The sequence below is a fragment of the Limnobacter sp. genome (assembly GCF_046297615.1).
In the GTDB taxonomy this organism is placed as follows: domain Bacteria; phylum Pseudomonadota; class Gammaproteobacteria; order Burkholderiales; family Burkholderiaceae_B; genus Limnobacter.
On record NZ_JBKBHM010000004.1, the window covers coordinates 300,569 to 326,025 of the forward strand.

Annotated in this window: 26 protein-coding genes; 16 read left to right on the forward strand and 10 right to left on the reverse strand. The window is 48.7% G+C overall.

Annotated elements, in window-relative coordinates:
* Positions 1-167: 167 nt before the first annotated feature.
* The 10 genes from gspG to ACK4FF_RS10455 all read left to right on the forward strand — a co-directional run bounded on the left by gspG (position 168) and on the right by ACK4FF_RS10455 (position 8,418).
* Positions 168-608, forward strand: coding sequence for a type II secretion system major pseudopilin GspG (gspG, locus tag ACK4FF_RS10410; protein ID WP_409708522.1), 441 nt, complete (start codon positions 168-170; stop codon positions 606-608).
* A 7-nt stretch (positions 609-615) separates the two neighbouring features.
* Positions 616-1,803, forward strand: coding sequence for a type II secretion system F family protein (locus ACK4FF_RS10415; protein WP_409708525.1), 1,188 nt, complete (start codon positions 616-618; stop codon positions 1,801-1,803).
* Between the two features lie 13 nt (positions 1,804-1,816).
* Positions 1,817-3,382: a GspE/PulE family protein gene (locus ACK4FF_RS10420; RefSeq protein ID WP_409708528.1), complete on the forward strand. Its 1,566-nt coding sequence runs from the start codon at positions 1,817-1,819 to the stop codon at positions 3,380-3,382.
* 106 nt (positions 3,383-3,488) lie between these two features.
* Complete coding sequence (locus ACK4FF_RS10425) at positions 3,489-4,034, forward strand: hypothetical protein (protein ID WP_409708531.1); 546 nt, start codon at positions 3,489-3,491, stop codon at positions 4,032-4,034.
* Positions 4,024-4,524 carry a PilN domain-containing protein gene (locus tag ACK4FF_RS10430; protein WP_409708534.1) on the forward strand — a complete coding sequence of 167 codons (501 nt, stop codon included), beginning with the start codon at positions 4,024-4,026 and terminating at the stop codon, positions 4,522-4,524. Before ACK4FF_RS10425 ends, ACK4FF_RS10430 begins: the two co-directional genes overlap by 11 nt.
* Complete coding sequence (locus tag ACK4FF_RS10435) at positions 4,496-5,074, forward strand: hypothetical protein (protein ID WP_409708537.1); 579 nt, start codon at positions 4,496-4,498, stop codon at positions 5,072-5,074. The genes ACK4FF_RS10430 and ACK4FF_RS10435 overlap by 29 nt, the downstream gene beginning before the upstream one ends.
* Positions 5,071-5,601 carry a hypothetical protein gene (locus ACK4FF_RS10440; RefSeq protein ID WP_409708540.1) on the forward strand — a complete coding sequence of 177 codons (531 nt, stop codon included), beginning with the start codon at positions 5,071-5,073 and terminating at the stop codon, positions 5,599-5,601. Before ACK4FF_RS10435 ends, ACK4FF_RS10440 begins: the two co-directional genes overlap by 4 nt.
* Positions 5,598-7,562, forward strand: a complete 1,965-nt coding sequence (locus ACK4FF_RS10445; RefSeq protein ID WP_409708543.1) for a secretin and TonB N-terminal domain-containing protein — start codon at positions 5,598-5,600, stop codon at positions 7,560-7,562. The genes ACK4FF_RS10440 and ACK4FF_RS10445 overlap by 4 nt, the downstream gene beginning before the upstream one ends.
* Positions 7,559-8,029: a type II secretion system protein gene (locus ACK4FF_RS10450; protein WP_409708546.1), complete on the forward strand. Its 471-nt coding sequence runs from the start codon at positions 7,559-7,561 to the stop codon at positions 8,027-8,029. Before ACK4FF_RS10445 ends, ACK4FF_RS10450 begins: the two co-directional genes overlap by 4 nt.
* Positions 8,030-8,034: 5 nt before the next feature.
* Positions 8,035-8,418 carry a type II secretion system protein gene (locus ACK4FF_RS10455; RefSeq protein WP_409708548.1) on the forward strand — a complete coding sequence of 128 codons (384 nt, stop codon included), beginning with the start codon at positions 8,035-8,037 and terminating at the stop codon, positions 8,416-8,418.
* A gap of 458 nt (positions 8,419-8,876) precedes the next feature.
* Here the strand turns inward: ACK4FF_RS10455 and ACK4FF_RS10460 are convergent, their stop codons facing one another.
* The 3 genes from ACK4FF_RS10460 to ACK4FF_RS10470 are packed head-to-tail and all read right to left on the reverse strand — an operon-like array spanning position 8,877 to position 12,614.
* A complete protein-coding gene (locus ACK4FF_RS10460; protein WP_409708551.1) occupies positions 8,877-10,292 on the reverse strand; it encodes a hypothetical protein in 1,416 nt (471 codons plus the stop codon).
* Complete coding sequence (locus tag ACK4FF_RS10465; RefSeq protein WP_409708554.1) at positions 10,289-11,449, reverse strand: caspase family protein; 1,161 nt, start codon at positions 11,447-11,449, stop codon at positions 10,289-10,291. Before ACK4FF_RS10465 ends, ACK4FF_RS10460 begins: the two co-directional genes overlap by 4 nt.
* Positions 11,450-11,456: 7 nt before the next feature.
* The gene (locus ACK4FF_RS10470; protein WP_409708557.1) at positions 11,457-12,614 is read right to left on the reverse strand and encodes a hypothetical protein; all 1,158 of its coding nucleotides are present in this window, start codon (positions 12,612-12,614) and stop codon (positions 11,457-11,459) included.
* A 112-nt stretch (positions 12,615-12,726) separates the two neighbouring features.
* Between ACK4FF_RS10470 and ACK4FF_RS10475 the strand changes: the two genes are divergently transcribed.
* Both ACK4FF_RS10475 and ACK4FF_RS10480 read left to right on the forward strand, forming a co-directional pair.
* Positions 12,727-13,068, forward strand: coding sequence for a hypothetical protein (locus ACK4FF_RS10475; protein WP_409708560.1), 342 nt, complete (start codon positions 12,727-12,729; stop codon positions 13,066-13,068).
* Positions 13,069-13,773: 705 nt separating this feature from the next.
* Positions 13,774-14,061, forward strand: a complete 288-nt coding sequence (locus ACK4FF_RS10480) for a helix-turn-helix domain-containing protein (RefSeq protein ID WP_409708563.1) — start codon at positions 13,774-13,776, stop codon at positions 14,059-14,061.
* On the opposite strand, the gene ACK4FF_RS10485 is transcribed toward ACK4FF_RS10480, so the two are convergent.
* The 7 genes from ACK4FF_RS10485 to ACK4FF_RS10515 all read right to left on the reverse strand — a co-directional run bounded on the left by ACK4FF_RS10485 (position 14,058) and on the right by ACK4FF_RS10515 (position 20,656).
* On the reverse strand, positions 14,058-15,086 hold the full coding sequence (locus tag ACK4FF_RS10485) for a class I SAM-dependent methyltransferase (RefSeq protein ID WP_409708566.1): 1,029 nt from the start codon (positions 15,084-15,086) through the stop codon (positions 14,058-14,060). The two genes, ACK4FF_RS10480 and ACK4FF_RS10485, sit on opposite strands and share 4 nt — an antisense overlap.
* Positions 15,087-15,344: 258 nt before the next feature.
* Positions 15,345-15,797, reverse strand: a complete 453-nt coding sequence (locus tag ACK4FF_RS10490) for an exonuclease domain-containing protein (RefSeq protein ID WP_409708736.1) — start codon at positions 15,795-15,797, stop codon at positions 15,345-15,347.
* 121 nt (positions 15,798-15,918) lie between these two features.
* Positions 15,919-16,284 (reverse strand): hypothetical protein, encoded by a 366-nt coding sequence (locus ACK4FF_RS10495; RefSeq protein ID WP_409708569.1) that lies wholly within the window; start codon positions 16,282-16,284, stop codon positions 15,919-15,921.
* A gap of 3 nt (positions 16,285-16,287) precedes the next feature.
* Positions 16,288-17,823: an AAA family ATPase gene (locus tag ACK4FF_RS10500; RefSeq protein ID WP_409708573.1), complete on the reverse strand. Its 1,536-nt coding sequence runs from the start codon at positions 17,821-17,823 to the stop codon at positions 16,288-16,290.
* The gene (locus ACK4FF_RS10505; protein ID WP_409708576.1) at positions 17,820-18,974 is read right to left on the reverse strand and encodes a hypothetical protein; all 1,155 of its coding nucleotides are present in this window, start codon (positions 18,972-18,974) and stop codon (positions 17,820-17,822) included. The genes ACK4FF_RS10500 and ACK4FF_RS10505 overlap by 4 nt, the downstream gene beginning before the upstream one ends.
* Before the next feature lie 2 nt (positions 18,975-18,976).
* Positions 18,977-20,434, reverse strand: coding sequence for an Arm DNA-binding domain-containing protein (locus ACK4FF_RS10510; RefSeq protein ID WP_409708579.1), 1,458 nt, complete (start codon positions 20,432-20,434; stop codon positions 18,977-18,979).
* Positions 20,435-20,443: 9 nt separating this feature from the next.
* On the reverse strand, positions 20,444-20,656 hold the full coding sequence (locus ACK4FF_RS10515; protein ID WP_409708582.1) for a hypothetical protein: 213 nt from the start codon (positions 20,654-20,656) through the stop codon (positions 20,444-20,446).
* A 127-nt stretch (positions 20,657-20,783) separates the two neighbouring features.
* Between ACK4FF_RS10515 and ACK4FF_RS10520 the strand changes: the two genes are divergently transcribed.
* The 4 genes from ACK4FF_RS10520 (at position 20,784) to ACK4FF_RS10535 (ending at position 25,338) form a co-directional block, all read left to right on the forward strand.
* Complete coding sequence (locus ACK4FF_RS10520) at positions 20,784-20,993, forward strand: helix-turn-helix domain-containing protein (protein ID WP_409708585.1); 210 nt, start codon at positions 20,784-20,786, stop codon at positions 20,991-20,993.
* Positions 20,994-21,385: 392 nt separating this feature from the next.
* The gene (locus ACK4FF_RS10525; RefSeq protein ID WP_409708588.1) at positions 21,386-22,702 is read left to right on the forward strand and encodes a class I SAM-dependent DNA methyltransferase; all 1,317 of its coding nucleotides are present in this window, start codon (positions 21,386-21,388) and stop codon (positions 22,700-22,702) included.
* Positions 22,703-22,713: 11 nt separating this feature from the next.
* Complete coding sequence (locus tag ACK4FF_RS10530; RefSeq protein WP_409708591.1) at positions 22,714-24,453, forward strand: hypothetical protein; 1,740 nt, start codon at positions 22,714-22,716, stop codon at positions 24,451-24,453.
* Between the two features lie 3 nt (positions 24,454-24,456).
* On the forward strand, positions 24,457-25,338 hold the full coding sequence (locus ACK4FF_RS10535) for a hypothetical protein (protein WP_409708594.1): 882 nt from the start codon (positions 24,457-24,459) through the stop codon (positions 25,336-25,338).
* Positions 25,339-25,457 lie beyond the last annotated feature (119 nt).

Genomic DNA, 25,457 nt, shown 5'->3' on the forward strand with positions numbered 1-25,457 from the left:
TCTTTTAACTTTGATCTTTCATAAAATTGGGGTTCATAAAAATCAACTCGTAAAATCGACAGTAGCCAATCAATATCAACCGCAGACTGACTGAATTATATGGTTTACTATCGAGAGTAGTTTGTATTCCAATCAACAAATGTTTTCGGGTACACCCCCAACGCACCATGCACGATGCACGCATTCGCCCTACAGGCTTTACTCTGCTTGAATTACTCGTGGTGCTGGTGATTCTTGGCCTATTGGCCGCCTACGTTGGACCTCGTTACTTTGGGCAACTTGGGAAGGCAGAATCCAAGACAGCACAAACCCAGGTTGTCGCATTTGGCAAGGCCCTTGATGCTTTTCGCTTAGATGTGGGTCGTTACCCATCTTCATCTGAAGGCCTGCTCGCGCTGTACCAAAAACCAGAGCAGCTTTCATCGTGGTTTGGCCCATACTTGGATAAGCCACCTCCGCTCGATCCTTGGGGAAAAGCGTATGAGTATCGATCACCAGGGCAGCATGGAGATTACGACTTGTTTAGTTTGGGAAAAGATGGGATTCCAGGCGGCTCTGCAGAAAACGCCGATATCACTAGCTGGGTGACGTCTCAATCAATGAAGTGAGTTCAACATGCGTCGCTACTTAGTTACCTGCATTAACCAGTCTGGACAGATAGACACCAAGGTACAAAGCGCACCCTCAGCTAGTGCAGCAGAGCTTATCTGGCAACGGCTTGGATACACTGTGGTGACAGTCAGGGAATCTTGGCGACCAGCCTTGTTCACATACACTGAACGCCCTTTTGATCCAATACCATTGGTTCAAGAACTGATGGTGTTGCATCGAGCAGGCCTGTCAGTACCGGAGAGCTTGAGTGCCTTACTCAGTAAAGCGACAAACGCACACGCGCAGACCCTGCAAGGACTTTTAGCTAGCATCGAAGAAGGAAAGAGTCTCGCTGATGCGATGTCTTTGTATCCAGAATCCTTTCCAAAGCTCCTTGTCGCAATGATCAAGACGGCGGAACAAACCTCCAACCTGCCTGAAGCCTTAGAACGATATATTGACTATGCTGACCAAGTCGACGTAGTCAAAAGAAAGATGAAGAATGCGGCTCTCTATCCATCGCTTCTACTTGTTGTCGGGGGTGGCGTTTTATTGTTTCTGCTGACTTATGTTATCCCACGATTCGCGGGAATTTACGAAGGACTAGAAGGAGATTTGCCGTGGCTTTCGGAAATGCTGCTCTGGTGGGGTAGGAATCTCAGGGATAATGGGATCTACGTCTTTGTGATTTTCGCATTCGGTTTAGGATTAGCATACAAAATTGCGGTGCATCCTGCATTCAAAGATGCAGCCCTTTCGCTCCTTCTACAACATCACACTGTTAATCGACTTTGGATTGGTTATCGTTTGAGTCGTCTTTATCGAGCCCTGGGGTTGCTCATTACAGGCGGAATCCCAGTCAACACAGCTTTTGTCCAGGTCGAAGATTTAGCCGGTCACGAAGACACAAAAAAACTGCGCCTTGCAGGTGAGATGCTGACACAGGGCAAGTCGGTAACAGCGGCCCTGACGCAGGCAAAACTCACGACAGAAGTAACTTCAAGATTGCTTAATGTTGGGGAACGAACAGGGTCGATAGGTGAGATGTTCAACAAATCTGCGCTGCTTTTGGAGGCCGATACAGGCAAAGCTGTAGAGGCCTTCTCAAGAATCTTTGAACCCCTTCTCATGGCCTTGATTGGCATCATCATAGGCATGGTGGTGGTACTAATGTACCTACCAATTTTTGAGTTGGCCAATAGCCTGCAATAGCACTATGAATCCGATGCCTAACAACCCCTTCGATTGGAAAGTGATCACAGCGGAAGATCTCAAAGGATACACACCTGATTTTTCTAGGATATCACTGCATCAAACACGCCAGTGGAGCTGCGCCGTTGCGTTTCCAGAGGGAGGAAACGAGGCCTTCTGGGTAGTGTCAGCGCCACGAAAACCTCTTCTCTACGATTGGGCAATCATACAGATCCCCCGTGAAGTAATGCTCAGGCCTGTTCTCGCAATACAGGAACACTTTGACTCCTGGTTGAACGATCATGAGGCAAGTCTTTCTGCCTTGCCCACTTCGCAGGAGAATCTGGAACTGCATTTGAACCAACAGACCGGGTTGAACCTATCGATTGCTGAGATCTCACAAACTGAAAATTCAGTTGTTCGCTTAGTGGATTCGACCCTATTCGATGCCCTTCAAGCAAGCGCTTCGGACGTTCACCTAGAAACAGGAACCAGTGGACTGGCGATCAAATATCGCATAGACGGTGCCCTTTGCACTGTGCTGGAGGTCGAATCCAAGCTAATTGCTGAGCAAATGATTTCTCGAGTTAAGGTTCTGGCGGAGCTTGATATTGGCGAAAGACGAGTCCCTCAGGATGGTCGATTTAAAGTAAATTGCTTGGGCAGGTCAATCGATGTACGAGTGTCGATAATGCCTTCGATCCATGGTGAGGATTCGGTACTTCGACTGCTGGACAGAAGCACATTGGCAGACTCGTCACAACAACTTAAGCTTGACACCCTTGGGTTTGATGCGAAAACCCTAAATGAACTCAGAAAACTTATCAGCGCCCCATATGGCATGGTATTGGTCACTGGTCCAACAGGTTCGGGGAAGACCACCACGCTGTATGCTGCACTGAGTGAATCTCGATCACCAGAAGAAAAAGTGATCACAATTGAGGACCCTGTCGAATACAAATTAGAAGGCGTTCTGCAGATCCCAGTTAATGAAAGAAAAGGATTGACCTTCTCTAAGGGTCTAAGATCAATACTGCGCCATGATCCAGACAAAATAATGGTGGGCGAAATTAGAGATCCTGATACTGCCCAAGTGGCTGTGCAATCGGCATTAACTGGACATCTAGTTTTTACATCAGTTCATGCCAATAACGTTTTTGACGTGTTGGGGCGATTTCTTCACATGGGCCTAGACCCATATACATTTGTTTCTGCGATCAATGGCGTCGTTGCTCAACGCTTGATTAGAGTGCTGTGTAACAACTGCAAGGTACCAACCCGATCCACCGCTACCAACAGCGATCAAGAATTCAGAAGCATGCATGATCAAGGGTCTGAGGCATCAAGTCATTTCAAAGCAGTCGGCTGCCCGCACTGTAGGGGAACTGGTTACAAAGGGCGTCGAGCGATTGCAGAGGTTCTCGTGATGAACGATACACTTCGAGACAAAATTGTTAGTAAAGAATCCATACAGTCAATCAAACTGTACGCGGCAAGCCATGGGTTTATTCCTATCGCACAAAAAGCCACTTGTCTTTTTAATCAAGGCATCACCTCAGCCGAGGAGGTAAGTCGTGTGGCTTTCTCAACGGAGCAATAGGCTCAGCATTTACTCTGACGGTGAACGACACCGCGGTTGGTACGTTCCTCAATTGTCTCCAACTTCAGGGCAACCGGAGATATCTACAAGCGCTGTCAACGATTTAATGAACACAATCAAGACAGAGCATAAAATTCCGAAACCTTGGACCGCATATCGATCCACCTTGCGCCTGGCACCAAGCGTCTCAAAATGTATTCTTGGTCCCTCTGCAAGCCGCAAGCTTAGCGCATTCGAGCTAGATGGACTCGCAAAACATTGGGGCAATACACTCGGTCTCGACCAGAGCAGCCCATGGATATGGAAGGCATTTCAACAAAATCCGCAAGCCCCTGTTGTAATTTGTGCTTGCAATGTAGATTTCTCCGAAACTAGAGTATTTGAAAACGTGGCCCCAGAGCTCATGTATTTGTTCACTAGTCTAAAACGCAAAGATTCCGGCTTTTTAATCAGTAGAGATCAGTACATTGTTCAAAGTGCTGTGGTGACTAATGGTGTTATCAAATCCATAAGGTCTTGGCCTGCTGAGTATGCTTGTGAAAGATCACAGATAGTTTCCATTCACAAGAAGCTAGAACCTGAAATGGATAGCAACGCTGCCATGTTAATTATTGAATCTTCTTGCGGGGATATTCAACGCCATGAGTCTTAAAGTAGTTAATTTTTCGACAAATCAGCGGAGATACAAACGCAACGGCATCGTATTGTGCTTTTTGATCGCGACATGCTGTGCGACGCTTGTCGGAATGCTGGTCACGCGGGATCAGCTGATTCAAGCCAGAGCCCAACTAACGAATTCACACATCGAAGCACCATCGACGCTTACTCAATCTCATCAGACAACAGATCGTAGATTGTTAGACTTTTGGTCAGAACAAAAAGCGAATTGGTCAGCACTGTTTTCCGCATTAGAACAAGCTGGTAGCAACGACATCACACTACTTCAAATTGAACCCAAATTCAGTGATCGCAAGGTAACCATATCAGGCCTAGCGAGGGACCATGAAACCGTAGATCGATATCTCGGGAAACTGGAATCATCTACAGTTATCGGTCAGGTTGAATTACAACGCTATCGCCGTACAACTATTAGCCCCAATGGATTGGAGTTTCATGCAACTGGGGTATGGGAAAGTGAATGAGCGTAGTTTTACAGGAAACACGACTGCTCAGTGGCTCTCAGCACTTGAGCACTCCAGGACTCGTCTGATCACCCTAGGATTATTTCTTCTGGTGGAGTTGGCTGTCGGTACGATATGGATCACCAGCAGCAAAGAGCTGGCTGATGTCAATGTCAAACTGGCAGCCAAACTAGAAGAACGAATACAAAATGAGAACAGATTAAAGTTGATCAAATTGGATGGCGTAGAGCTAGAACAGGCCATTCGATCTCAACTTGCTACGAGAGATAGACTGAACGGCTTGCTACTGTTCTTGGAAAAAACAGCAGGTTTGCAAGGCGTGACGCTGAACGATGGGAATCAGATTTATCAGCCAGCCACAAAAACCAAGCTCGCTCATTCAACCATCCAGTATTCAGTTCAAGGAAGCTATCCCCAAGTGCTTCAATTCGTTGCACAGGCATTGAATGAAAACCCAGCGCTAACTGTTAAGAGTTTGACGTTTCGCCGACAGGATCCAATGATCAGTAGCCCCAGTGTTTCACTTGAAATGAATTTTTATTACGAATGAACAAAACCAACAAGCCAACTCATCTAAGGCTTATGCTTTTAGGCTGCATCGGCATGACACTAGTCATCCTGAACGTCCATCAGATACTTGAATCAGTTTGGCCGGACAAGGGTGCCGAGAAAGTAGAGGCTAGTGGACATCAGGTTTCCACGAGTTCCCTACCATTGGGGGCAACTCTAGGTAGATCCAAATGGGAGCCAAGTGGACTGGATTTGTTCAACGTACCGATTCCAAAAACCGAAGTGCCACCTGAGCGAATGACAACCAAAAGCAAACCGCCCCCTCCCCCTTTACTAACTGCAGAGGTTATTCCTCCACCTCTGCCATTTTCAGTACTTGGATTATTCAAAGGTGAAAGCGGCAACCTTCTGTATTTGCAAGAGGGAGGACGATCTATACCGATATCTCAAGGTACTGCTTTGGGTCAGGGAGCCTACAAGGTAGAGCTGATCAGTGAATCAAAGGTATCAATTAAGCATCTACCTACCAACCATTTGTACGAACTCAACATGAGTGATCTAGAGTGAATACTAGCAAGTACCTGTCATTGATATTGATCGCATTTTTCTTGACTGGATGCGCTGCCTCACGCGCGTATCGGGAGGGAAATAGATTGCTGGAAACAGGAGACTCATACAGCGGTCTCAGCAAGCTCGAAGAGGCGATGATCAAAGACCCTCGCAACACCGAGTATAGGGCTGTCTATTTTCGGCAGAAAGAGCGTTTGATCAACAAGACGCTAACCCTCGCAGAGGGCAAGTTAGCCGATGGAGCTCTTGATGAAGCTCGAACAGATTTCAGGCGGGTCCTTACGCTAGATGCTGGCAACGCGCGTGCACAGCGAGGGATTGAGCAGCTGGATGTTTTATCAAAGGTTAACGGCCTAACAGCTGAGGCGCTCGAACTCATGCGAGAGGGCCGACTGGCTGAAAGTGAAACGTCCATTCGCCAGGCGCTCGCTCTTCAGCCAAGCAATGAGAGCTTGAAGACCCTAAAGGACGAACTCGATTCAGCCATGGGTACCAAACCGACTAATCCGGTAACGGAGCTTGGAACTCAGTTCAAGAAGGCTGTTTCCTTTAGTTTCAGAGACGCATCTCTGGGTGCCGTATTTGATGCATTGGTTCATGCAACAGGCATCAATTTCATCTTTGATAAAGATGTGCGTACAGATACACGTACATCAATGAGCATCAAAAACAAACCTGTGAATGATGTCTTAAGGGTGATTCTTTCTATGAATCAACTCAATAGCAGAGTGTTGGATGATTCTACTATTCTGATTTACCCGAACACCGCTGGCAAAATTGATGAGTACCAAGAACTCATTATTCGCAACTTTTACTTAAGTCATTCCAATGTACAACAAACGGCCGGCCTGCTTAAATCAATGCTGAAAGCCAAAGACATCTTTGTCGACGAACGTTTGAACCTGATCGTCATGAAAGACACTCGGGAAACTATCAACTTGGCAGAGAAGCTCATCGCGTCTCAGGATCTTCCTGAACCGGAGGTGATGCTGGAATTGGAAGTACTTGAGATTGCAACAAATAAAATGCGAGATCTTGGAATCCGTTGGCCAGATCAGATATCAGGGTCCGTCACAGGGGCAGCGGGAACGCGTGGGGAATTAAGCTATGACGAATTCAGAAATCCGACAAAAGGCTTGGTGACAATCCAAGTCAACAACCCACTGATCACCGCTAGATTACGACAATTAGACGGGGAAGCTAGCCTCCTTGCCAACCCAAGAATCCGTATCAAGAACCGCTCAAAGGCCAATATTCTTATCGGTGAACGAGTACCAGTAGTTACAACCACAATCACCCCAAACGTGGGAACCAGTGAGTCAGTGAATTACTTGGATGTAGGCCTGAAGCTGAATGTTGAACCAGCGATATCGCTAGATCAACAAGTATCCATGGGCATTAGTCTTGAGGTATCCAACATTCTGGAAACAATCACGAGAACCTCGGGATTGCAGACTTACCGATTGGGAACTCGCAACGCTTCAACAATGCTACGGGTCAAAGATGGCGAAACTCAAATCCTGGCTGGCTTGATTCAGCAGGATGAAAGGAATTCAGCGCAACGGGTTCCATTCTTAGGCGACTTCCCGATCCTCGGACGACTATTTGCGAGCACTTCAGAAAACGGTGTTAAGACAGAAATCGTGCTGTTAATTACCCCAAGAATCATAAGAAATATTCCCCTTCCAGCAAATGGTCGCAGTGAAATCTTTTCTGGAACGCAGACGTCAGTAGGCGCAGACCCAATTCAGCTTCGCAGCTTGACTGGACAGAATAAAGCACCAAAGAACACCATCGCAGGCGAACCGGCCCCTTCGACAGGCTCAGTTATCACTACACCCGGAGCAAACTCACCAAACGGCAATTTGCTGAGTACTCCAAGCCAACCCATTCCTCAAACAACATTGCCCAATATGCCAAACGTCTTCATACCCCCTATGCCAGGAGTGTCGCCTTGAAGCGTTCCATGGGTTTCACACTAATTGAGATGCTTGTAGTGGTGGCAATAGTGGGAGTTTTGGCATCCGTCGCAGTCCCATTGACCGAGCTGGCATCAAGACGCGCTAAAGAGGAGGAGCTCCGAAACGCTCTGCGTCAGGTTAGAACCGCTTTAGACGAATACAGAAAAGCCGCTGAACAGAATCGAATAGAGAAAGAAGCGGATGCATCTGGTTATCCGAAAAAATTGGATGATCTGGTGATAGGCGTTCCTGCTATCAACCTACCGAATCGCCCTCCTATATATTTTCTTCGTAGGATACCCAGAGACCCATTCGCCCCAAACAACCTGTCTGCATCAGAATCCTGGGGGATACGCAGCTATGAAAGCCCGCCAGATGCACCAAGAGCTGGAAAAGATGTCTATGATATTTTTTCGAAATCTGAAGAGATTGGACTGAACGGAATTCCATACGCCCGTTGGTAGGAACCATGATGAAAAAAGTCGCCGGCTTTACCATGATTGAACTGTTGATTGTTCTAGCGATCCTGGCGACTCTACTAACAATTGCAGCACCCCGATACTTTTCAAGCGTTGACCGGGCAAAAGAATCTGCACTAAGACAGAACTTGTTTGTTCTGAGAGATGCCATCGACAAGTTTCACAGTGACAATGGTGAATACCCAGAGGAGCTCGCTGTATTGGTCGATAAAAGATACATACGCTTTATACCCGAAGACCCTTTCACTCGCACGACAGACAGCTGGATTCTCATCAGACCAGCAGGAGCCGACACCGATTCAAAAGAAATTTATGACATAAAAAGTGGAGCTACTGGGACATCCACGAAAGGAGATCCATATGGCAATTGGTAGAAGTATCAACCAAAACGGAAATGGCTATACTTACCTTTCCCTACTTTTCGCCTTAGCAATACTCGGATTTGGTCTATCTGTGACTGGCGTGATATGGAGCACTGAAGCACGTAAAGCTAAAGACCGAGAACTTGAATTCATAGGACAAGCTTTCATTAACGCAATTGCAAGCTACTATCAAAGTAGCCCAGGATCAGTTAAATCGTTCCCACCTAGCCTCGACGAACTAACACTAGATTCCAGATTTCTTTTCGTAAAAAGACACCTTCGAAAAATTTATCCCAACCCCTATTCAAATCAGCCAGATTGGGTAGTTATTTATTCTCCTTCAGGAGGAATCCAAGGTATAGAAGTGGTGACCCCCCGGGGTCAAAAGAAAACTTTTGTGTACACCGTCCGGTAGCACTGCGACAGACTGACGCTAACTATCCCTGTAGTTAATTTTCTGCCGACCTCGCTCAAAATGAATTTGGGCGTGCAATGTTGCCAATCAAGAACTCCTCATCGTCTCTGACAATCCTCTTGAAGGGTCTGAAATCTTCTGCGTGATAGGGCTGGCTGAGGCCATCTATCAAAGTTTGACTGTCAGTGCTGAAGGAACGGGAAACTCGTATATTCTCAACGAGGCTTAAACCGGCTTGGTCGACTGATCTTGATTTGATGAGTTGAGGGATGATTTTGTGCCGACGCGGTGCCCTTGGCTTTCCAACCCACTGTAACGCCTCCGGTGTATGGGGGACTCGACCATAGAAGCTGGTTGCAGCCCCTGCCCAAGCTCTGGCGGCCCCAAGCGCCTCGATTTGGCCAATGAAGGAATGCTGTTCAGCATTGGAATATGGCTTCAGAAGCGAGGCTGCTTCCTGCAACAGCGAAATACCTTCAGCGTAGACAGGCCAGCCACGGGATAGTACCTGCTTAAAAAGTGCATCCGGACTGAAACGCTTCGAATGGGTTTCGCTTCCACTCCGCAGCAGCCGCGCGCAGTGAACGATGGCAGTGTCAGGGATCCAATTAAAATTCGCCGACAGATTCTCGAACCACCGGAGCGGCACGGAATCCCATCGGTTGAATCTCAGCAGATAATAGGCCCCTGCGACTGCAGCAACGGGATCTTCGAATTTCTCGGATAGCAGATGCTTTGCGAACGATGCTGACTCTGTTAGCGCTTTGACCGAGCGCATGTCATCGCGGGACAGGAACTCCAGCAGGGTTTCTGCACGTTCCCGAAAACTGGTGACGACCACCTTTAGCTTGTCGGCTCTCGGATCCTTGGAGTCCCGCGGGGTGATCAGGACTCGGGCGCGCCCACCGCCCGGCAAGGCGACAAAGCGCCAAGTGACATTGGATCCGCCCACTTGCAAGAGCCAAGGAGATTTCCCAAGTTCCAGATCCATCTGCGTCGCCAAGTTGCTGCGGCGCTCATCGTTGGGGTGCAACTTCTCTCGCTGCCAAACGCCGCCTTGGAACCGCCACAGGCGCAGCCAGACGTTGTTGAATTCATCCATGCCGAGATCGGCGGGCGCTTCCGGGCGAGAGAGGGGCGTCTGCGGGTTCAGCTTGGGCACAGCCCAGGCGGCCCACTCGTTACGCGCGATGGCGGCGTCCGAGAAGGCGAGCCAGGCGTCGTTCGTGTCGCTCAGATCTGCACGCTTCGTTTCCGTGCGGCCGGATGGCCAAGTGAGGCGCACGTACACTGTAACGGTATCGTCCGGTACATACATCTCGGCGGGTTGCGAGGAACTTGCTGATTCTTCGTCAAGCACCGTGCCGTCGGCGTCCAGCACCTTGACCGGAAGGGTCACGTTCGCGTCTGGATCGTTGGATCCAATCAAATCCGAAGAACGATAGAAGAGGCCGACGCGCAGACGTTTCATGGATGGGACTTCAAGGTCAGCATGTACATCGGCGGCACGAGATCTTCGTCCTCGTGACGGATCAGAGGAAGTGCCCCCTGAGGATCCAGCGCCCCGACTTCATACACACCGCGTGGTAGGTCCACCTTGAACACCTGGTCGACTAGCGTCTGAGCAACCCGGTTATCGCCCTTGGCCAAGTAAAGCTCATAAAGGGAGCGGCGCTCCTTCGGTGAGAGGTCAAGTCGGACCATGACCTTCGGAGGCGCACCGATGCGCAACAGCGGGACCAAGGGGCCTTGGATAGACTGGTCGCAGACTTGCCTGTACTTGCCAGTCTCGTCGTGCTGAAGAAGTATGCGGATTGCCGCCGCCACGTTGTCGCCATCGACGTTCCAAGTCTGTTCACCAGGGCTCTTGATGCCGCAATAGCCGGATAGTGCGGAAAGGAGGGCCGAGGTGAATCGGGAAACCTGCCCGCCAAGCGGGGCAAATGCCAATTGTCCCTCGCCGGTGGCATACACCACCGTCACATGCTTGCAGGACACTTTCTTCCCGAGGTCGGCGACGATCAGGGCTTGGGGAACAGCCCCCAGGGTCACTGCTAAGCCACGGGGCACATTCCGGCACGAGTCGATGAAGAAGAACACCGCACCGAACACTTCGCGTTCAATAGCACGGATCGTCAGAGAAACGTTGAAGGCATGCGCCCATGGCTGCGCGGTCCGCCCGAAGTCTTCAGCCAGCAGATACTGGTCGGCCACCATCACACCATGACCACAGAAATAGAACACTCCAATGTTGTCGGGGTGGGACTTCATCCGATCCAGCCATGCCTCAAACGCGAGCTGAATGTTGTCTCGAGTCGCTGGCTCCAATTCAAGCTGACCGAGCGTCGGGGTGTCGATGGTGACCGGGGACTTAGACGAACACACAGCTTCCACCGATGCCAGCGGCGCAGCGTGATTCGAGAAGCCAATTCCATTCCCAAAAGGCGCGAGAGTCCAGTCAAGAAAGGCCTTCAGCGAGACCGGTGGCGAGTCCAACTGGCCAAGGCCAATCGGATCTGTGGCCAGCTTCTTGCCTCCGTCCAGGAGGTGCGGGTATTTGCCAACGCCGATTGCCAGCACATGCGTGCCTGACTGGCCAGTGACGGCTGTGTTGAGAAGGAGGGTCATGCAGCGATCAGCCTTGTGTCAGGCGCCAGGCCAAGCGCTTGTAGAAGCTGGGGCGCATGAAGTAGCCGCCGTGTGCGCCGAACGAACTGTATCCAGTGTCGTAGTGGAAGTCGGACACACCGTCGACCACGGGCTCCACCTGATAGCTGAGGACATCGTTGGTATCGAACACGTTGAGCCAACGCTTCAGGCTCGCAGGTCGTACCACGCGGCCCACAGGCGGGTTAGTGGGCAGCGTGTGGCTGCTGGCCTTGTAGAGCTTCATCTCCTCGAAGAGGCCGACCTGCGATCCGACGGTGATCAAGCAGTCAATCGCAATACTGGGATCGAAGTACGTGAGGATGTCGTACATGATCTCGCCACCGAAGCTGTGGGCGATCACGACCAGCGGCTCACCTTCGGCGGTGCTGATCGAGCTGGCCTTTCTGAGGTCTGCGAGAACCGCGCTTACCATCAAACTCGGGCTGTCGACGGTACCGCGGTCGCTCAGGTAGACGAATGCGTCTCCGGCGAACCGCGTGATGGTCGTATTGAGCTTTTTCCTCAGCAACCGACCGGCAGCCTCCGTAGTCGCGTCGGGCACCGCATTGAACAGCCGAGAGACGCCCTCCTTGAGCGAATCGAGGATGCCGCCCGCGCCGAAGCTCTCAACGTCGCTTGCTCGGGCTACGTGATTCAGCCGGTCGGCAAAGTTGGTGGACTCGGCGTCTTCGAGCCATGCCGGCTGCGGATTCGCCTCGGCATAGGCGAAGGCCAATTCGTACGACTTCGCCAGGTCGCGCGCCTGTTCCTCGGTCTCGGCGCCAGCCATCGCAGACGCGTAGAGGAGATCGATCGCCGCAAGCAAATCATTCTTTGCCATGTCGACAATATTGCCACTCGTGTGAGATTCCGCGAGCAGGCCAGCAACTCGGCCTCGAGCCTCGGTCTCGGCGTCCTTGCCAAAGGCTTCAAACTCGGCCGATGGGTTGGGCAGGACGGCCATCCCCCACGCGAACTGAGCGCCGTACTTGCCCCAGTAGGGGTTTAAAACCTGCAGCTTGTTGGGCTTCATGCCTAGCGCGGGTGCTACGATCTCTTTAAGAAAACCACTGCGGGCCTGTTCGTTCTCGCGGTAGGCCTCGCCGTCGCGGTTGTTTACGCCATGAACAAAAACGATCGGCATTGAAATTTCCCGTGCAGAACAGCAATCTGATTCTATTTAGCTATCAACTGAGTCTATATCTTGCCATTCCAATTTGTCTACCCTCCTTGATCAACCAAATCGAGGTTTCATCATGCCCTTGGGAGATAAGTGCCTTAAAACCAATAAAACGAGAAAATACAACCATGAGCTGCCGGTGATTGGCGTGATGAAGTTTTTGTCAAGTCAATATCCGAGATTTGGATGCAGACGGATTCGAATAGTACTGGCCCGGGAAGGTCTGCACTTGCATAAGGAAGGCTTTTCAAGGCTGTGGGACCATGCGGGCTTGCAGGCACCTGCCAAAACAGGCGCAGAGCCATTGCCAGCGCTATACCGAGGAAAAGATGCTAGGTCAACGCAATCGCAAAACGGCACTAGCGAGAGTTTCAACGATAAGCTTAGGGATGAATGGCTGTCGATCGAGTGGTTTTGAAACGGGCTTGAAGCACGAATAATCTTGATGACTGAGGGCAGCATTACAATGCGGCCCGGCCACACTCCAGTTTTGAATTACCTGACCTCGAATGAATTCGTGGCAGTTTTGCGAAACGATTTTTCAACCGAGAGCAGAAAGTTAAACTCTAAGTGCTGGGGTATTTGAAGACAGTTCACCCCTACGGGCTCGAGGTAACGAGCGATGTAAAAGGTAAGCTTCTATCATCAACAGCCCGTTTTCTGCGTGACAGTCCAAAATCTGATATGGCGTCTTGTTCTGAAAAGCTACACAAGTTGATGTCATCCAGTTTTCAGTTGCTTCGTTTTTAGCGGAAAGGCTAATGAGCAGACGGTCCACTGACTCAAAAATCTCGTCCAAGCCCCTAATAGTCATGTTTTGGTTCTGGAAAACAGAATGCAAACGATCCCGCTCCTCTTTGGAAAACCCCCACTTATCCCAAAGTTGTACACGTGTAGTACTGGTGACAGATCGTTTTCCGCTTTTCATATGCCACTACCCCTCCCAAAACACCAATCAAGTCAAAGTAATGAATTTTTGTAAGCGACCACCTAGCAAATCCTACAACACCCTAATGCCCGCGCCCTAGCCCCTCAATCCAGGGATTCCGATAATGATTGACCACTATATTGTGTAGATAAATACATTCATGGACCCGACACTTCGGTTTTCAGTGGAACATCGATGGACCGGGTACATTGCTTTGGACAGGCTGTGAGGAAATTCCGGCAGGCCAACTCACTTTCTCAAGAAAAGCTGGCGGAATTGGCTGGCTTGCACCGTAACCTGATCGGTCTGGTCGAGCGCGGTAAGGTCAGCGCGTCCGTCGAATCTATCTACAGCATCTGTGACGCGCTGGGGATCAAGGCCACCGATCTCTTCAATGAAGCAGAGGAGTTGTTCAACGCCCTGCAAACCGCGTTGACCGGCTCACGAAGGACCCAGCCCCGCAGAAGCAAGCTTGAACTTTAGTTTTTGCACTGAGCATGTATCTGGTCCAAGATCGCCCTCGGTTCCATTGCCTTGACCGTTCGCTCTCTCAAAGCCTTTGGTATACGCTTGAAGACTTTCATCAACCCCCCACCTTCCAGCAGATATTCTCCCCAACCCTTTTCATCAAGGCGCCGTGCAACCTGTTGCACATCTGCATCCGAGGGCATGGACAAAACTACCGCAGCATTGTCTTTTCGCTTGAATACCATGAAGAGATTTCCCACATCTTCCACATGAATTGGGTCGAAGTATTGACTGGCGGCGGCGATCAAACTTGGCCCGCTGTAGTAAAAGAGATGCGCCTTGAAGTAAATGTTGTGCGGACTGGCATCGTTCTGGGTGATGTTGGGAACCTCGACAACCAGATACCCACCATGCTCCAACAATGCATGGATTTTCGCCATAACCTGCAGCGGGTTGGCGAGATGTTCCAGCACGTGAAAGAGAGTCACCACCTCAAATTTCTGGTTGCCCAGGTCCGAGATTTGGCAGGTGTCAATCCTTATTCCATACTCATCGCGGGCAAACTCTGAATACCCCTGATGTGGCTCTACCCCTTGAGAAAGAAAGCCAGCTTGCTGGGCCATGTAAACAAACTCCCCCCCGCCTGCTCCGATATCCAACAGAGTACGCCCCGATTCAAGCCCAGCTTTCTTCATGCGAGCCAATCTATCAGCCGCCGCCAATCCTGCCCTATGTACGTACTTGGGCTTTGGTTTGTGCGTGGCCTTATAGTCTTCCCGGTAGTTGTGTGAATAGTAGATTCGCAGCTCTTCGTCCGCCGGAAGGTCTACCTGTTGAACCAACGCACATGTACCACACATCAGCATGGTCAGCGTTTCAGCACTTTTTGCATCCCTGACATTCCATGAAAACGAGCTCTCTCTTGAGCAAAGCCGACATTTATGCATCGAAAAACCCCTGTTTTGCCAATAGATACCGGCCTTGAACGTGAGAAACCGGGAGCTGAGCAAATAAAATTGAACAATATAATGGTCGCACATTATATTAGTCTTTTTGCGGAATTCGGCTTGTTCTTTTGAACCAGTTGACGATTTACGACTATGCGGTTGCTCACTCAGGCGCCCAAGCGGGGGTTTTCGCTCTTGTGGCCCGATTTGTCTGCCCACTAATTCATGCAAAGTGACTGTGGGGAGACGTTGACGCGCTGAACAAATGTCTGAATCAGTTCACTTTCAGTATTGTGTAAGATCAAATCTCTCACTAACACGCTGCACTTCTGGAGAAAGACCCGTTGCTTCTCACCTCATTACATGGAGTAGCTGCGCAATGTTGATTGCATCATCCAGTGCCCTATGATGCAGACCTATGTGCTCAATCCCAGCGATTTGAAGAGCTCCCATCATTCCCATCCGTTTGGTCGTCCGTCTCTTGGCAAAGATCTTTTTTAGGTTCGCATGCGGAAGATGAGCCGCGGGGTTTTCCACTCTGTGGCGAGCCGAATCGTGCTCAAACTGGCTACGATCATAATTGCCCCAGCTGGCCCAAATTGATTGTTCCTCTAGATACTTGATTGCAAATTCTTGAAGTAAAGGAGAAACCTGATCAAACGTTGGCGCCCCATCTACTTTGTCCTGCGTGATGGTGGTGAGCTCCGTACAAAAAGGAGTAAGAATCCTATTGACCACTGGCCGTACGAAACTTTGAAACGTGTCGAGAATTTCCCCTTCGGAGTTGACCCAACACGCACCAATCTAAATGATTTCCATAGTCGAGCCTCTGATACTTTCGTCATTTGAACAGGTGGCTTCGAGATCGATGACTAGAACATTGGCTTTGGGGATCGCTGTGACCTCTTCTTGTGTATCCATCCCTTCAATTCCAATTTGATTTTTTGGTTTCCCATTCGCTGATAAACTGATCAAACCCGATGGCTCTAATTGAATAGTTTGGGTTCTCAAACCTGTCTTGCCACTGGGCCAAGATACTGGCCATGATTGGATTTAGCACCTGATCCGCAAGACTGCAACGGTACACTGATCCTGAGTACCCATGAAAATCCACCACCTCCTGCTCCTGGGTGAAGCTCACAATCCCGGAATTCAACCGCCACCGATCAAAGAAGTCGTCATCGGTGGACGATAACAGGCGATAAGTTACCACATGATCTTTGCTAACCTTAAGCACCGACCAGTGGTCGACATATCGAATACCATCGTCACGGTCCGTTGAAAGTGTCATGGCCTACACCCCCACAAATCCAAAATGGGCTTTTGCCTTGCGACCCATGTCGTGCAAACAGAGCCGTACAGTCGCTTCATCGATGACCTGCTCACCTAACAATGAAGATGACCCACCCTCATTGACATTCTTAGCTGCATGATCCTCCTTTGTGTCGTCTGACGCATTGCCACTAACTGATCCCATTTGATTCAAGACATTGCTCACATGACGTCGTACCACTTTGTCCAATAGACTCTGCAAGTTGCGAAGATCAACATCCTGGCTGGCCATCAAACTGATCGCCGCTTGAGTGAATCTAGTATTCAGATATGACTTCCTCAGCATGTTGCAGATAATCACTTCCCTCTGACTGCGATTGGGATAGCTAATCTCGAAACTGTCAAACCGAGATTTCAGCGGATCGGAAATCAGGTTTGCGTCATTGCTGGTGGCCACATAAATGATCCGAGATGCATCAAACTGAAGGTTGCCAAATTCATCGCGAAACTCTCTTGATGTCTGCGGCTCAAGCAAGGCTAGCAATGCACCCTCAACAGGGTATTGAGAGCCCCTCTCTGCCTTTTCGATTTCATCCAACAAGATGACAGGCGAAGCTGTGTCACTTCTGGCCATTGATGAGAAGATCAAGCCTGCCTGGCCGTTGCCCCATTTGTTACTTAGGCCTGTTAACACCCCTGCCATCGACGTGGCGGCAATGTTCACATACTCATAGCGGGTTTCTAGTGCCTCAGCCAACGCCTTGGCAAAAGCACTTTTACCAGTGCCCTTGGGACCATTCAGATTAATTGGCTTGAGCCGCTGTTCATCCTTATGTTTCAAGGGCCAAACGCGTAACTGTTCAATGATATGATCCACCACCTCCGAGAAATTTGGATAATGCATACGAAGTCGTTTCAGTCTTTGTTCAAGCGCTGTACTTTGCCTAAGGATTTTTCTAAACCCGTTGAACCTGGTCATGGGTACGAACGTGCGCCATGCCCGTGCTATTCGATCGCTGTCCTCGCCGATTTCTTCCGCAAAAGTCAGCGCTGATTGCGCAGTAAACGATCGAATCATTCCTTCGTATCGCACACAGTGTTGCTCCAAGTCGCTCATGCAGGCTTTGACGTGTGAAACAAAGGTCTCGGAATCCTTTGGAGCTGTCAGTTCCTCAGCATTGTGCAGATCCTTCAGAACTTGATCCTCTTCTGCATTGTCGTTTTGGTCTGGATAAGCACTACAGGCGTTGCCCTCTGAATTCTTGCGCCATTTCTTTTTTAGATACTCAAATTCTTCAGAAGCTACGAAGTCCCAAAGATCCTGCTGAAAATCAGGGCTTGTAAGTTGCTTTACAAACCGATCACGTTCCAACCCACGCAGCTTTTTTAATGTTTCATCCTTCCGTTTGCGAGGGACAAGAATATTCGCAGCCCCCAAATATCCATACTCGCTGCTGATTGAATCTTGATCAGTATCACTGAACCCACGTGAACTAATCGCATCGCTGAAGAAGCGACCGCCCTTATCTGAATCATCACTAAAGCGCCTTCTGCTCATTTAGAGTCTCCTTGAACAAATTGGTGTGTCAGTAGGACGCTGATCTCGTTTTTGTCGAATGCTCGAGCGCTGGCGCAATCGGCTTGATGAAGCGCAAAGCTTTCAGGTGTTTTACGTTTTCTTACCCCTGATTGGTAGTGCTGCTTTTTTACGGCGCATATCGAGTGTTCCAGTTGAAGCTCGCGGTCTGCACAATAGGCCCCTGAAGCTGCACAGGCCACTGCAATCCACTTCAACACGGTTTGTTCGTGACCCATCAGTTCGCAATTCAGGTTCGTTACATACACATCTGGTGCCAGGCGGTGGTACTCCTCGACTTTGGCTGCATCATGTAAGAGTGCGGCCAGAAGGGTAAGGCTCAAATCGAATGGTGGCTTATCAGATGCGCGCTCCTCTGGCGTTGTGGCCAAAGCCTCAAGCAAGACATACGCCACTGTCTCTGCCGTGTGCAACAACAGCCCGTGCTCTTTGTTGTGGTGGCTGCGGGTGGACGCTGCATAATTCAGAAATTTGTCAAAGCGCTTGCCCTGCCCCATGATTTCCAGATACAGAGCGCGGTCTTCGGGGTTAAGGAATCGGAAGACCTCACTGAGAAATCCACAAAGGCTTGCAGTGTCGATTACCTCATCACCACCAGCTTGCTGCAACGAAGATGGAAGAATTGCCTGGGCGTAGTCAAATGGATTGGAATCCAAGTCGCCATGAGATGGGTTGATTGTGCTGACCCAATAGTAATCACCGACTTTGATTGAGCACTCCAACACATGTTTGTCTGTATCCAGCCAGCTGTATTTGCTGAGCGCATCTAAGCCCCGATGCGCCAAATTGACAAACAACATGCCTTTGTAGCTTTTGCGCAAAGCGCAATACACAGGCCAGACCACCTTGGCGTAGGTCACCCCATCTTCATATGTTTTCTCGGTGACAAGACCGCGCTTGGACACGCTGATGTCGGCCCCACCCCTGGCAAACTGTAGCTGATTCAACCCTTCCAATGCCCCTTTGAATCGCAAACTCTGGTTGCGAACGACGAAGGTGGTTTCGGGCATGGCCACATCATGCATCTGAGAGCCAAGGCTTGCATGTGCCTTGTAGATTCGTGCCTGAGTGCTGCGGCTATCAAAACTGGGTACAAGTTTATGGATTTTCATTGTTATTCTCCTTGTGGGTTATTGCTTTGGTAGCTTTCAAACATTTGCAGCCATGGGCTTTGAATGGCAGATTTGGACGCTGGATTGACATCGATCAAATGTGTAACAACTGGGGACAGCACTTTTGAAGCCTTGTCCTTCTTCGATTGCGCTGACACGGGTTTCTTCGGCGCTACCGCCGTTGGCGAATGGGCGACAGGTTCAACTACCGCCATTGCTGCACTTGGCCCCAAGTTGGCAGCCAACATGCGCTCAAAGGCTGAACCATCACGACGGGTCAAATTGGGGACATAGCGCGAGTACACCTTAAACAGCATTTCTGTGGATGAATGCCCCATCTGAAACGCAATCCACTCAGGTGACTCACCTGCTGCTAGCATCAACGTGGCGAAGGTGTGCCGGGTTTGGTACGGCGTACGAAGTTTTAATCCCAGTGATCGCAGCATGGGATACCACACTCGGTTACTCATGTTGCGGTTGGTCAGTGGCCCACCGTTGCCGTTAGCAAATACATAGGGCGACTTTTTGCCAGTGACTTCCCATTGGGTTTTGAAGGCGTCATACACCTGTGGTGCCATCTGGATATCTCGGTTGGAATCGGCCGTTTTTGGCGTTTCCTCGTAGTCGTCCACAATGGTCTCGCGAATGGTGATCAGTCGCTTTTCGAAATCGATGTACTTCCACTTCAGCCCATGAATTTCGCCTGGGCGCATGCCCGTGAAAAACTTCACTGTGAAGTAGTTTCGAAAATCCTGGCGGCAGTACTTGATGATCATCTCCACCTCTTCAATGGTGAAGGGTGTGACATCAGTCTTTTTGATCCGCATCCGTTTGATATTCTGGTACGGAGTGGTAAAGTTGAATCGATCAGCGGCTTCATCTAAGACCTGTTTCACAGACGTCATCACATGATTGATCCGTGAAGCTGACATTGTTGTTCCTGGTTTTTTGCCCGGGGCTTTGGCGAGAACTGAGCGAAATTCCAAGAGGTCCTGTTTGGTGATACTGCTGATCACCCTCTTTCCAAACTTTGGGATCAACCACTTTTCCAAGATGTCCTGCTTGGTGCGAATGTTCGAGCGCTTCCAAAGCGACTCATTTTCTTCAATGAATTTCTGAGCGAATTCAGTGAAGGTGGGATGACCTGCAGTGGAAATATTTTCCACTGATTGCCGCACCGACTGGTTGGTCATTGGAACGGGAACCATTGGCGAAGTTGGTTGATATTGCAAGGTTTCAAGAGCTTCAATTTTTTTCAGCAAACTACTACCTGGAAAGTAATTTCTGTAGCGAAACTGCCCTGCTTTGATCTCAGACTCAATCTGGTTCATCAGATGTTCGAGCTTGTAGCGATTATGTTTGGAATCTGGCAAAACGGATCGTTCTCTACATCGCTCTCCAAGATACCTAAAATCCAGGAAAAGCTGACCATTGTCTTTTCTTGCGCGTACGCTTCCCATGATGTCCCCTTAGAAGCCCGAGGCCATCAATTTGGTGGATGCTGCCTTCTGCATATCAGCTTCAATCGCTTCCCAAACATACAAAATCTTGCGACCGCCAAAAGGACGAAAATAATGGCGACCTTCCAGCAAAACAGAATCTTTAAGACGGTCTCGGATGGTGCGCACGTCATATTTGATTCGTGTCGATAGCTCTTCGGTGGTTAAAAAAGTTTGTGACATATTGCCCTCAGTACGTTAAACTTTATTCACTCAAGATGATTTTTATTCATCCTAGATGACATATTGCCATCCAAAAGTACATCTGTCAAGCATTTTTGTCATCTTGAATGACATTTGGACATCCACAATGATTAAATGCCATTTATCAAGGCTCATGGGTGAGCAAAAACTGAAGGTTATAGATGTGGCTAGAGCCACGGGACTGCACAGAAATATGATTACGTTGCTCTACAATGAGACCGCAACGAGGGTTGATTTGGCAGCGATAGAGGCCCTATGCAAGCTGTTCGATTGCCAGGTTGGCGACTTGTTTGAATTGGTAGACGAGCAGGACTAGCGCTATGTGCGGTCGGTATGTTCTTGAAGGACCAGTTTCCCGGTTAACGACATATTTGGATGTACGCTAGCCTATTCAAGAATAGCTACAACATTGTGCCAACAACACGAGTACCAGTGATAGAGAGCGCGAGCTGGTTGTGTTCTGAACTCATAGTCGTAAACATAGATGTATTCCTAGTTTCAAGTTTAAGGAACACCTCCGGCACTGTCATTCAGGGGACAAGTTCACAATATTTGCACCGACTTTTTCTTTGGTCTAACGCTGCATCTACTCTTACGAATCGGTGGTGATCGTAATTTCTGTAGGACATTCTACAAACTGTGAGATTCTGAAGCTGGTCAGTTTGGCTATCTACGGCTAGACTACGATGTAATCATTCAGGGTATTAGATGCGCCGCCATAGCTATAAAAAAGACTGCTTTAAAGAGACAATGCTACTAACTAGCCCAATGGATTTAAAAAGGCCGAGCGGAAGCGCCGACGTTTTGGGACGTTACTACACGCCGCCAGAGGTTAGCCAGACGCTTATTGATGCAATGATGGGGTTGCGCCCAAAACTTGTACTTGAGTTAGGCGCTGGTCAGGGCTCGCTTGCTAGCGCAGCTTACCGGAAATGGAAAAATGCAAATTTCGTAACGGTTGACATGGACTCGGCAGTAAAAACTGTTCTGGGCGGGATTACTTCTAGACCATCACACATTCATCATTCTCACGATGCACTAGATGATGAATTAGCCGACCGAATTGGCATTCCGCTCGGTAGCGTGGATGTAGGACTTTGCAACCCTCCTTATATACGCCCCCGCTGGAAGTCGAGTTTTGGTCACATTTTAGAAGATGCGGGTTTATCAGGAGCCTTACAATCGGTTCATGATGCTGGTGCAGATCTTCTCTTTATTGCACAAAATTTGCGTCTCCTTCGACATCAAGGGAAACTGGGCCTCATCATCCCCGATGGATTGATCACCGGACAGAAATATAAAGGTGTTAGAGAAGTGCTTTTGCGCGAACATCGAGTTGAACTTGTAGTTCAGCTCCCGAGGCGTGTTTTTGCGAATACTGAAGCCCAAACATACTTAATGATATTGTCGAAACGTGCTGGTGAAACCCAGCAGGTTCTGCTTAGTCACATGACCGATAGTGGTGAAATGTCAATTCCCATATCAGTTAAGGCCGATGTGGCGAAACTTAGGCTGGACTTTTCATACCATATTTTAAACACTGCGAAAACTGCCCCAGGCAAAACGATACTTGTTGAGAAGAAGCTCTACGACTTCGTTAGTGACATATTTCGTGGATCTACAAGTTCTAGTCAGATCGAGGCATGTCCTCTCCCAGTTTTTCATCTAGGTGATTTTCCAAAAAGACCAGGATCCTCGCCCGTTCCAAAAGTACCAACCAAGTTTATTCAATCAGCTAGCAAGACCATAACGCTGGGGGGAAGATACAGAATCGCGAAAGCAGGTGACATATTAATAGCCCGGATTGGTCGAAATCTTCATGAAAAAGTTTGTTTATTAACGCGTGGATCATGTGTCATCAGTGATTGCATCTTTGCGATTCGCACTCCAACGCAACACCGTGATGCAGTACTGGCGTACCTACTTAGTAATGACGGCAAAGAAGCGCTCAAAGCAGCATCACATGGAGTAGGTGCACAATATCTATCACAATCCGACGTGCTAGGGCTTACGCTGCCTAGTTAAAAATGATAGAGGTGAAATTGACGCAGAAATCAATTCAATACGAGGATGAGCTAGAGTCGGCACTCGAGCCACGTGCTGACTACATTCCGCCTGATAAGCTAATGCAGGAAACCGCCACACATAGCTCGCTATTTGAGAACGTTCATAAAGCACTACTTAACTCTGGGCTAAAAACCCTTGTCGGTCCTCGTGGTTGCGGCAAAACCCACATGATGCGATACGCTTGGCTTACTTGTCAAAACGATACGTCTAAACCATTTGCCGTCTATGCATCGTTCAACAAGTATTATCGTCTTGAGCCTCTTCTAGTATCGCGTGCATCTCCACCAGACGAATTCCATGCATGGGCCTTGGGATTGATAGTATTAGCGACGTATGGAAGTATTTCATACAAGCCAGAGCATGCAGCCAAGGTTTTAGACTTAGAACTGAAACTAGGATTACCGAGAGCAAGTCTCGAAACGCTAGTATCAGCTCTTGAGAAAAATCAACCTCTTTCGGAAGAACAGGCGAAGTTATCGCGCGAAATTTCAGTGAGCCGAGTACAGCAGTTGCTTGATTTAGCCTGCAAGTTAACAGAAAGGAAAAGAACCGTTCTCTTACTTGATGACGCGGCACTCACACTAACGCCCACGTACCTTATCGAGTTTTTAGATATTGTCAGGGCGCTTAAGTCAACAACTATTGCGCCGAAAGCCTCTGTGTATCCAGGAACAACTGAGTACAGTCCCCGGTTCCATGCAGGTCAAGACAGCACCGCGGTATTTGTTTGGCTATCTGTAGAGGCGGATGAGTATCAGTCAGATATGGATCAAATTGCTCGCTGTAGATTCGCCGATTTTGATCAAATCTCCCAGGATGTGGTTGAGCTTATTCGTTTTGCGGCGTTCGGTATCCCTCGCGCATATCTAACGATGTTACACGAATATAAAGAACGTCCAGGCAAAACCTCTCAACAGACTCTAAACCAAGTTGTTGAGGCTCATCTTAACGCACGTCTTGCCGAGTTCCGCTCTATTGCAAAGAAGGTTCCAAAGCTTCAAGAGCTCATCTCGGTCGGAGAAAGCGTACTGAACGGTATGGTACGAGCAATTAAGTCGTCTAATGGTGACTCGACCGTGGTGCAACTATTGGTCGGGGTTCCAAAGGAAGATTTAACAGCCATTGTTAAGCGCATGTTTCAATTGCTAATTGAAGCTGGTCTTGTCTTTGATGCTAATGAAGTAAAACATGGGACGCCTGAGCGAATTTATCAGCGTTACATTCCCCACGGTGCAGCGCTTCTTCAGAGTCGTGCGATGACAAACAAAGACGCGGGTGGTACGTTAAAAAATACATGCGAGGCATTGCATCGGAAGAGAGCCAAACATCCAGTTAGACGGAAACTTGAAAAATACGTTGATGACCCGAGTCTCATTCAGAAGCTTGACTTCGCGTTACCTCCCTGCACTTCCTGCGCAGCACCTCGTGTAAGCGACGAACAAAGGTTTTGTACAAACTGCGGCTCGCAACTTGTTGCGGTTTCGACCTTCGATAATTGTCTAAGCGTGCCGATTGAGGAAGTTCCAGGACTGACACCTTGGCAGATTTCTACTATCAAAAAAGAATTGCCTAAGTTGCGGACGATCCGGGACTATTTGGCCATGCAGGACCCTGCCGCAGAATTACGTACTGTCTATGGAATCGGGCTCAGACGCAGCGCCCGTATCGCCGATGTTCTACATGGATTTGTCGATGACTTCTTGTCTTAAACTATGACGTACAACACAGTTTCCGCAGACTACTCCGCCATTACAACTATTGGTGCTCATAGCATCCCGTGCTCAAACACGGTTGATCTTTTTAATTGCTCTTATGTCGAGGACTCTGTCTCTGCCATCGACGTTTTCATTGCAAATTGCAAGGCAATTAATTTGATTTGGGGTAATTCAGCTTCCATCTCTCCAGAGTTTGGAAGATTACTTCTGCTCGGATACGTTTCAGCAGTAGAGAGCTTCTTCAGAACAGTGATTCGATCCATTATCAATACGGATGCAAAAGCGCAATCAGATGCTCACAGTTATGTTGTACCGTATGGAGCTGTTCTATACCACACTAAAAGTATTGTCGCAGACGCGCTACTTGAAGGCATATCTTTCGCCAGCGAGAAAGAAATTAAAAATGCATTAAATAAATTTCTAGACGTTTCTAATCTACCTGACGACATCAAAGGAATACTAGCGGAGTATGAAAAGATATGCCAACTCCGGCATTGCTGCGTTCATCGCTTCGGCAAACTTGGGAGTCAAAATGGTATTGTTTTAGGCCTTGAGAAGCACAGTGCTGCATTAGAAAAACCACTTTCACTGGACAAAAAAAAGTTAAGTGATATCGCCTCATGGCTGATGTCTTTTGCAAAAACTATAAATAACTTTATGTTTCGTACTTTGCTCGAACGAAGTGTCTCCGAAAAGAATGAGTATAAGATTGATTGGAAATGGACTTATAAAAATGATCGATCTAACTTCGATAAGTTATATAAATTATTCCAAACTTCTAAAGATGCGAATATATCTCCTCCAGCAAAAGAGTTGTACGAACGCTTTAGATCTGCGAACCAATCTAGGAAGAGAAAGGATCAAACTAAGAACACATAATTTACTCCATCAACCCATATTTATTTTATGTATCCCTTTAGAGGAAGGACCAAGGCTGCTTAGGTCTTTATTGAACGCTACTGGCTGCCGGTCGCTAGCAGCATCATCTCATGAAGCTG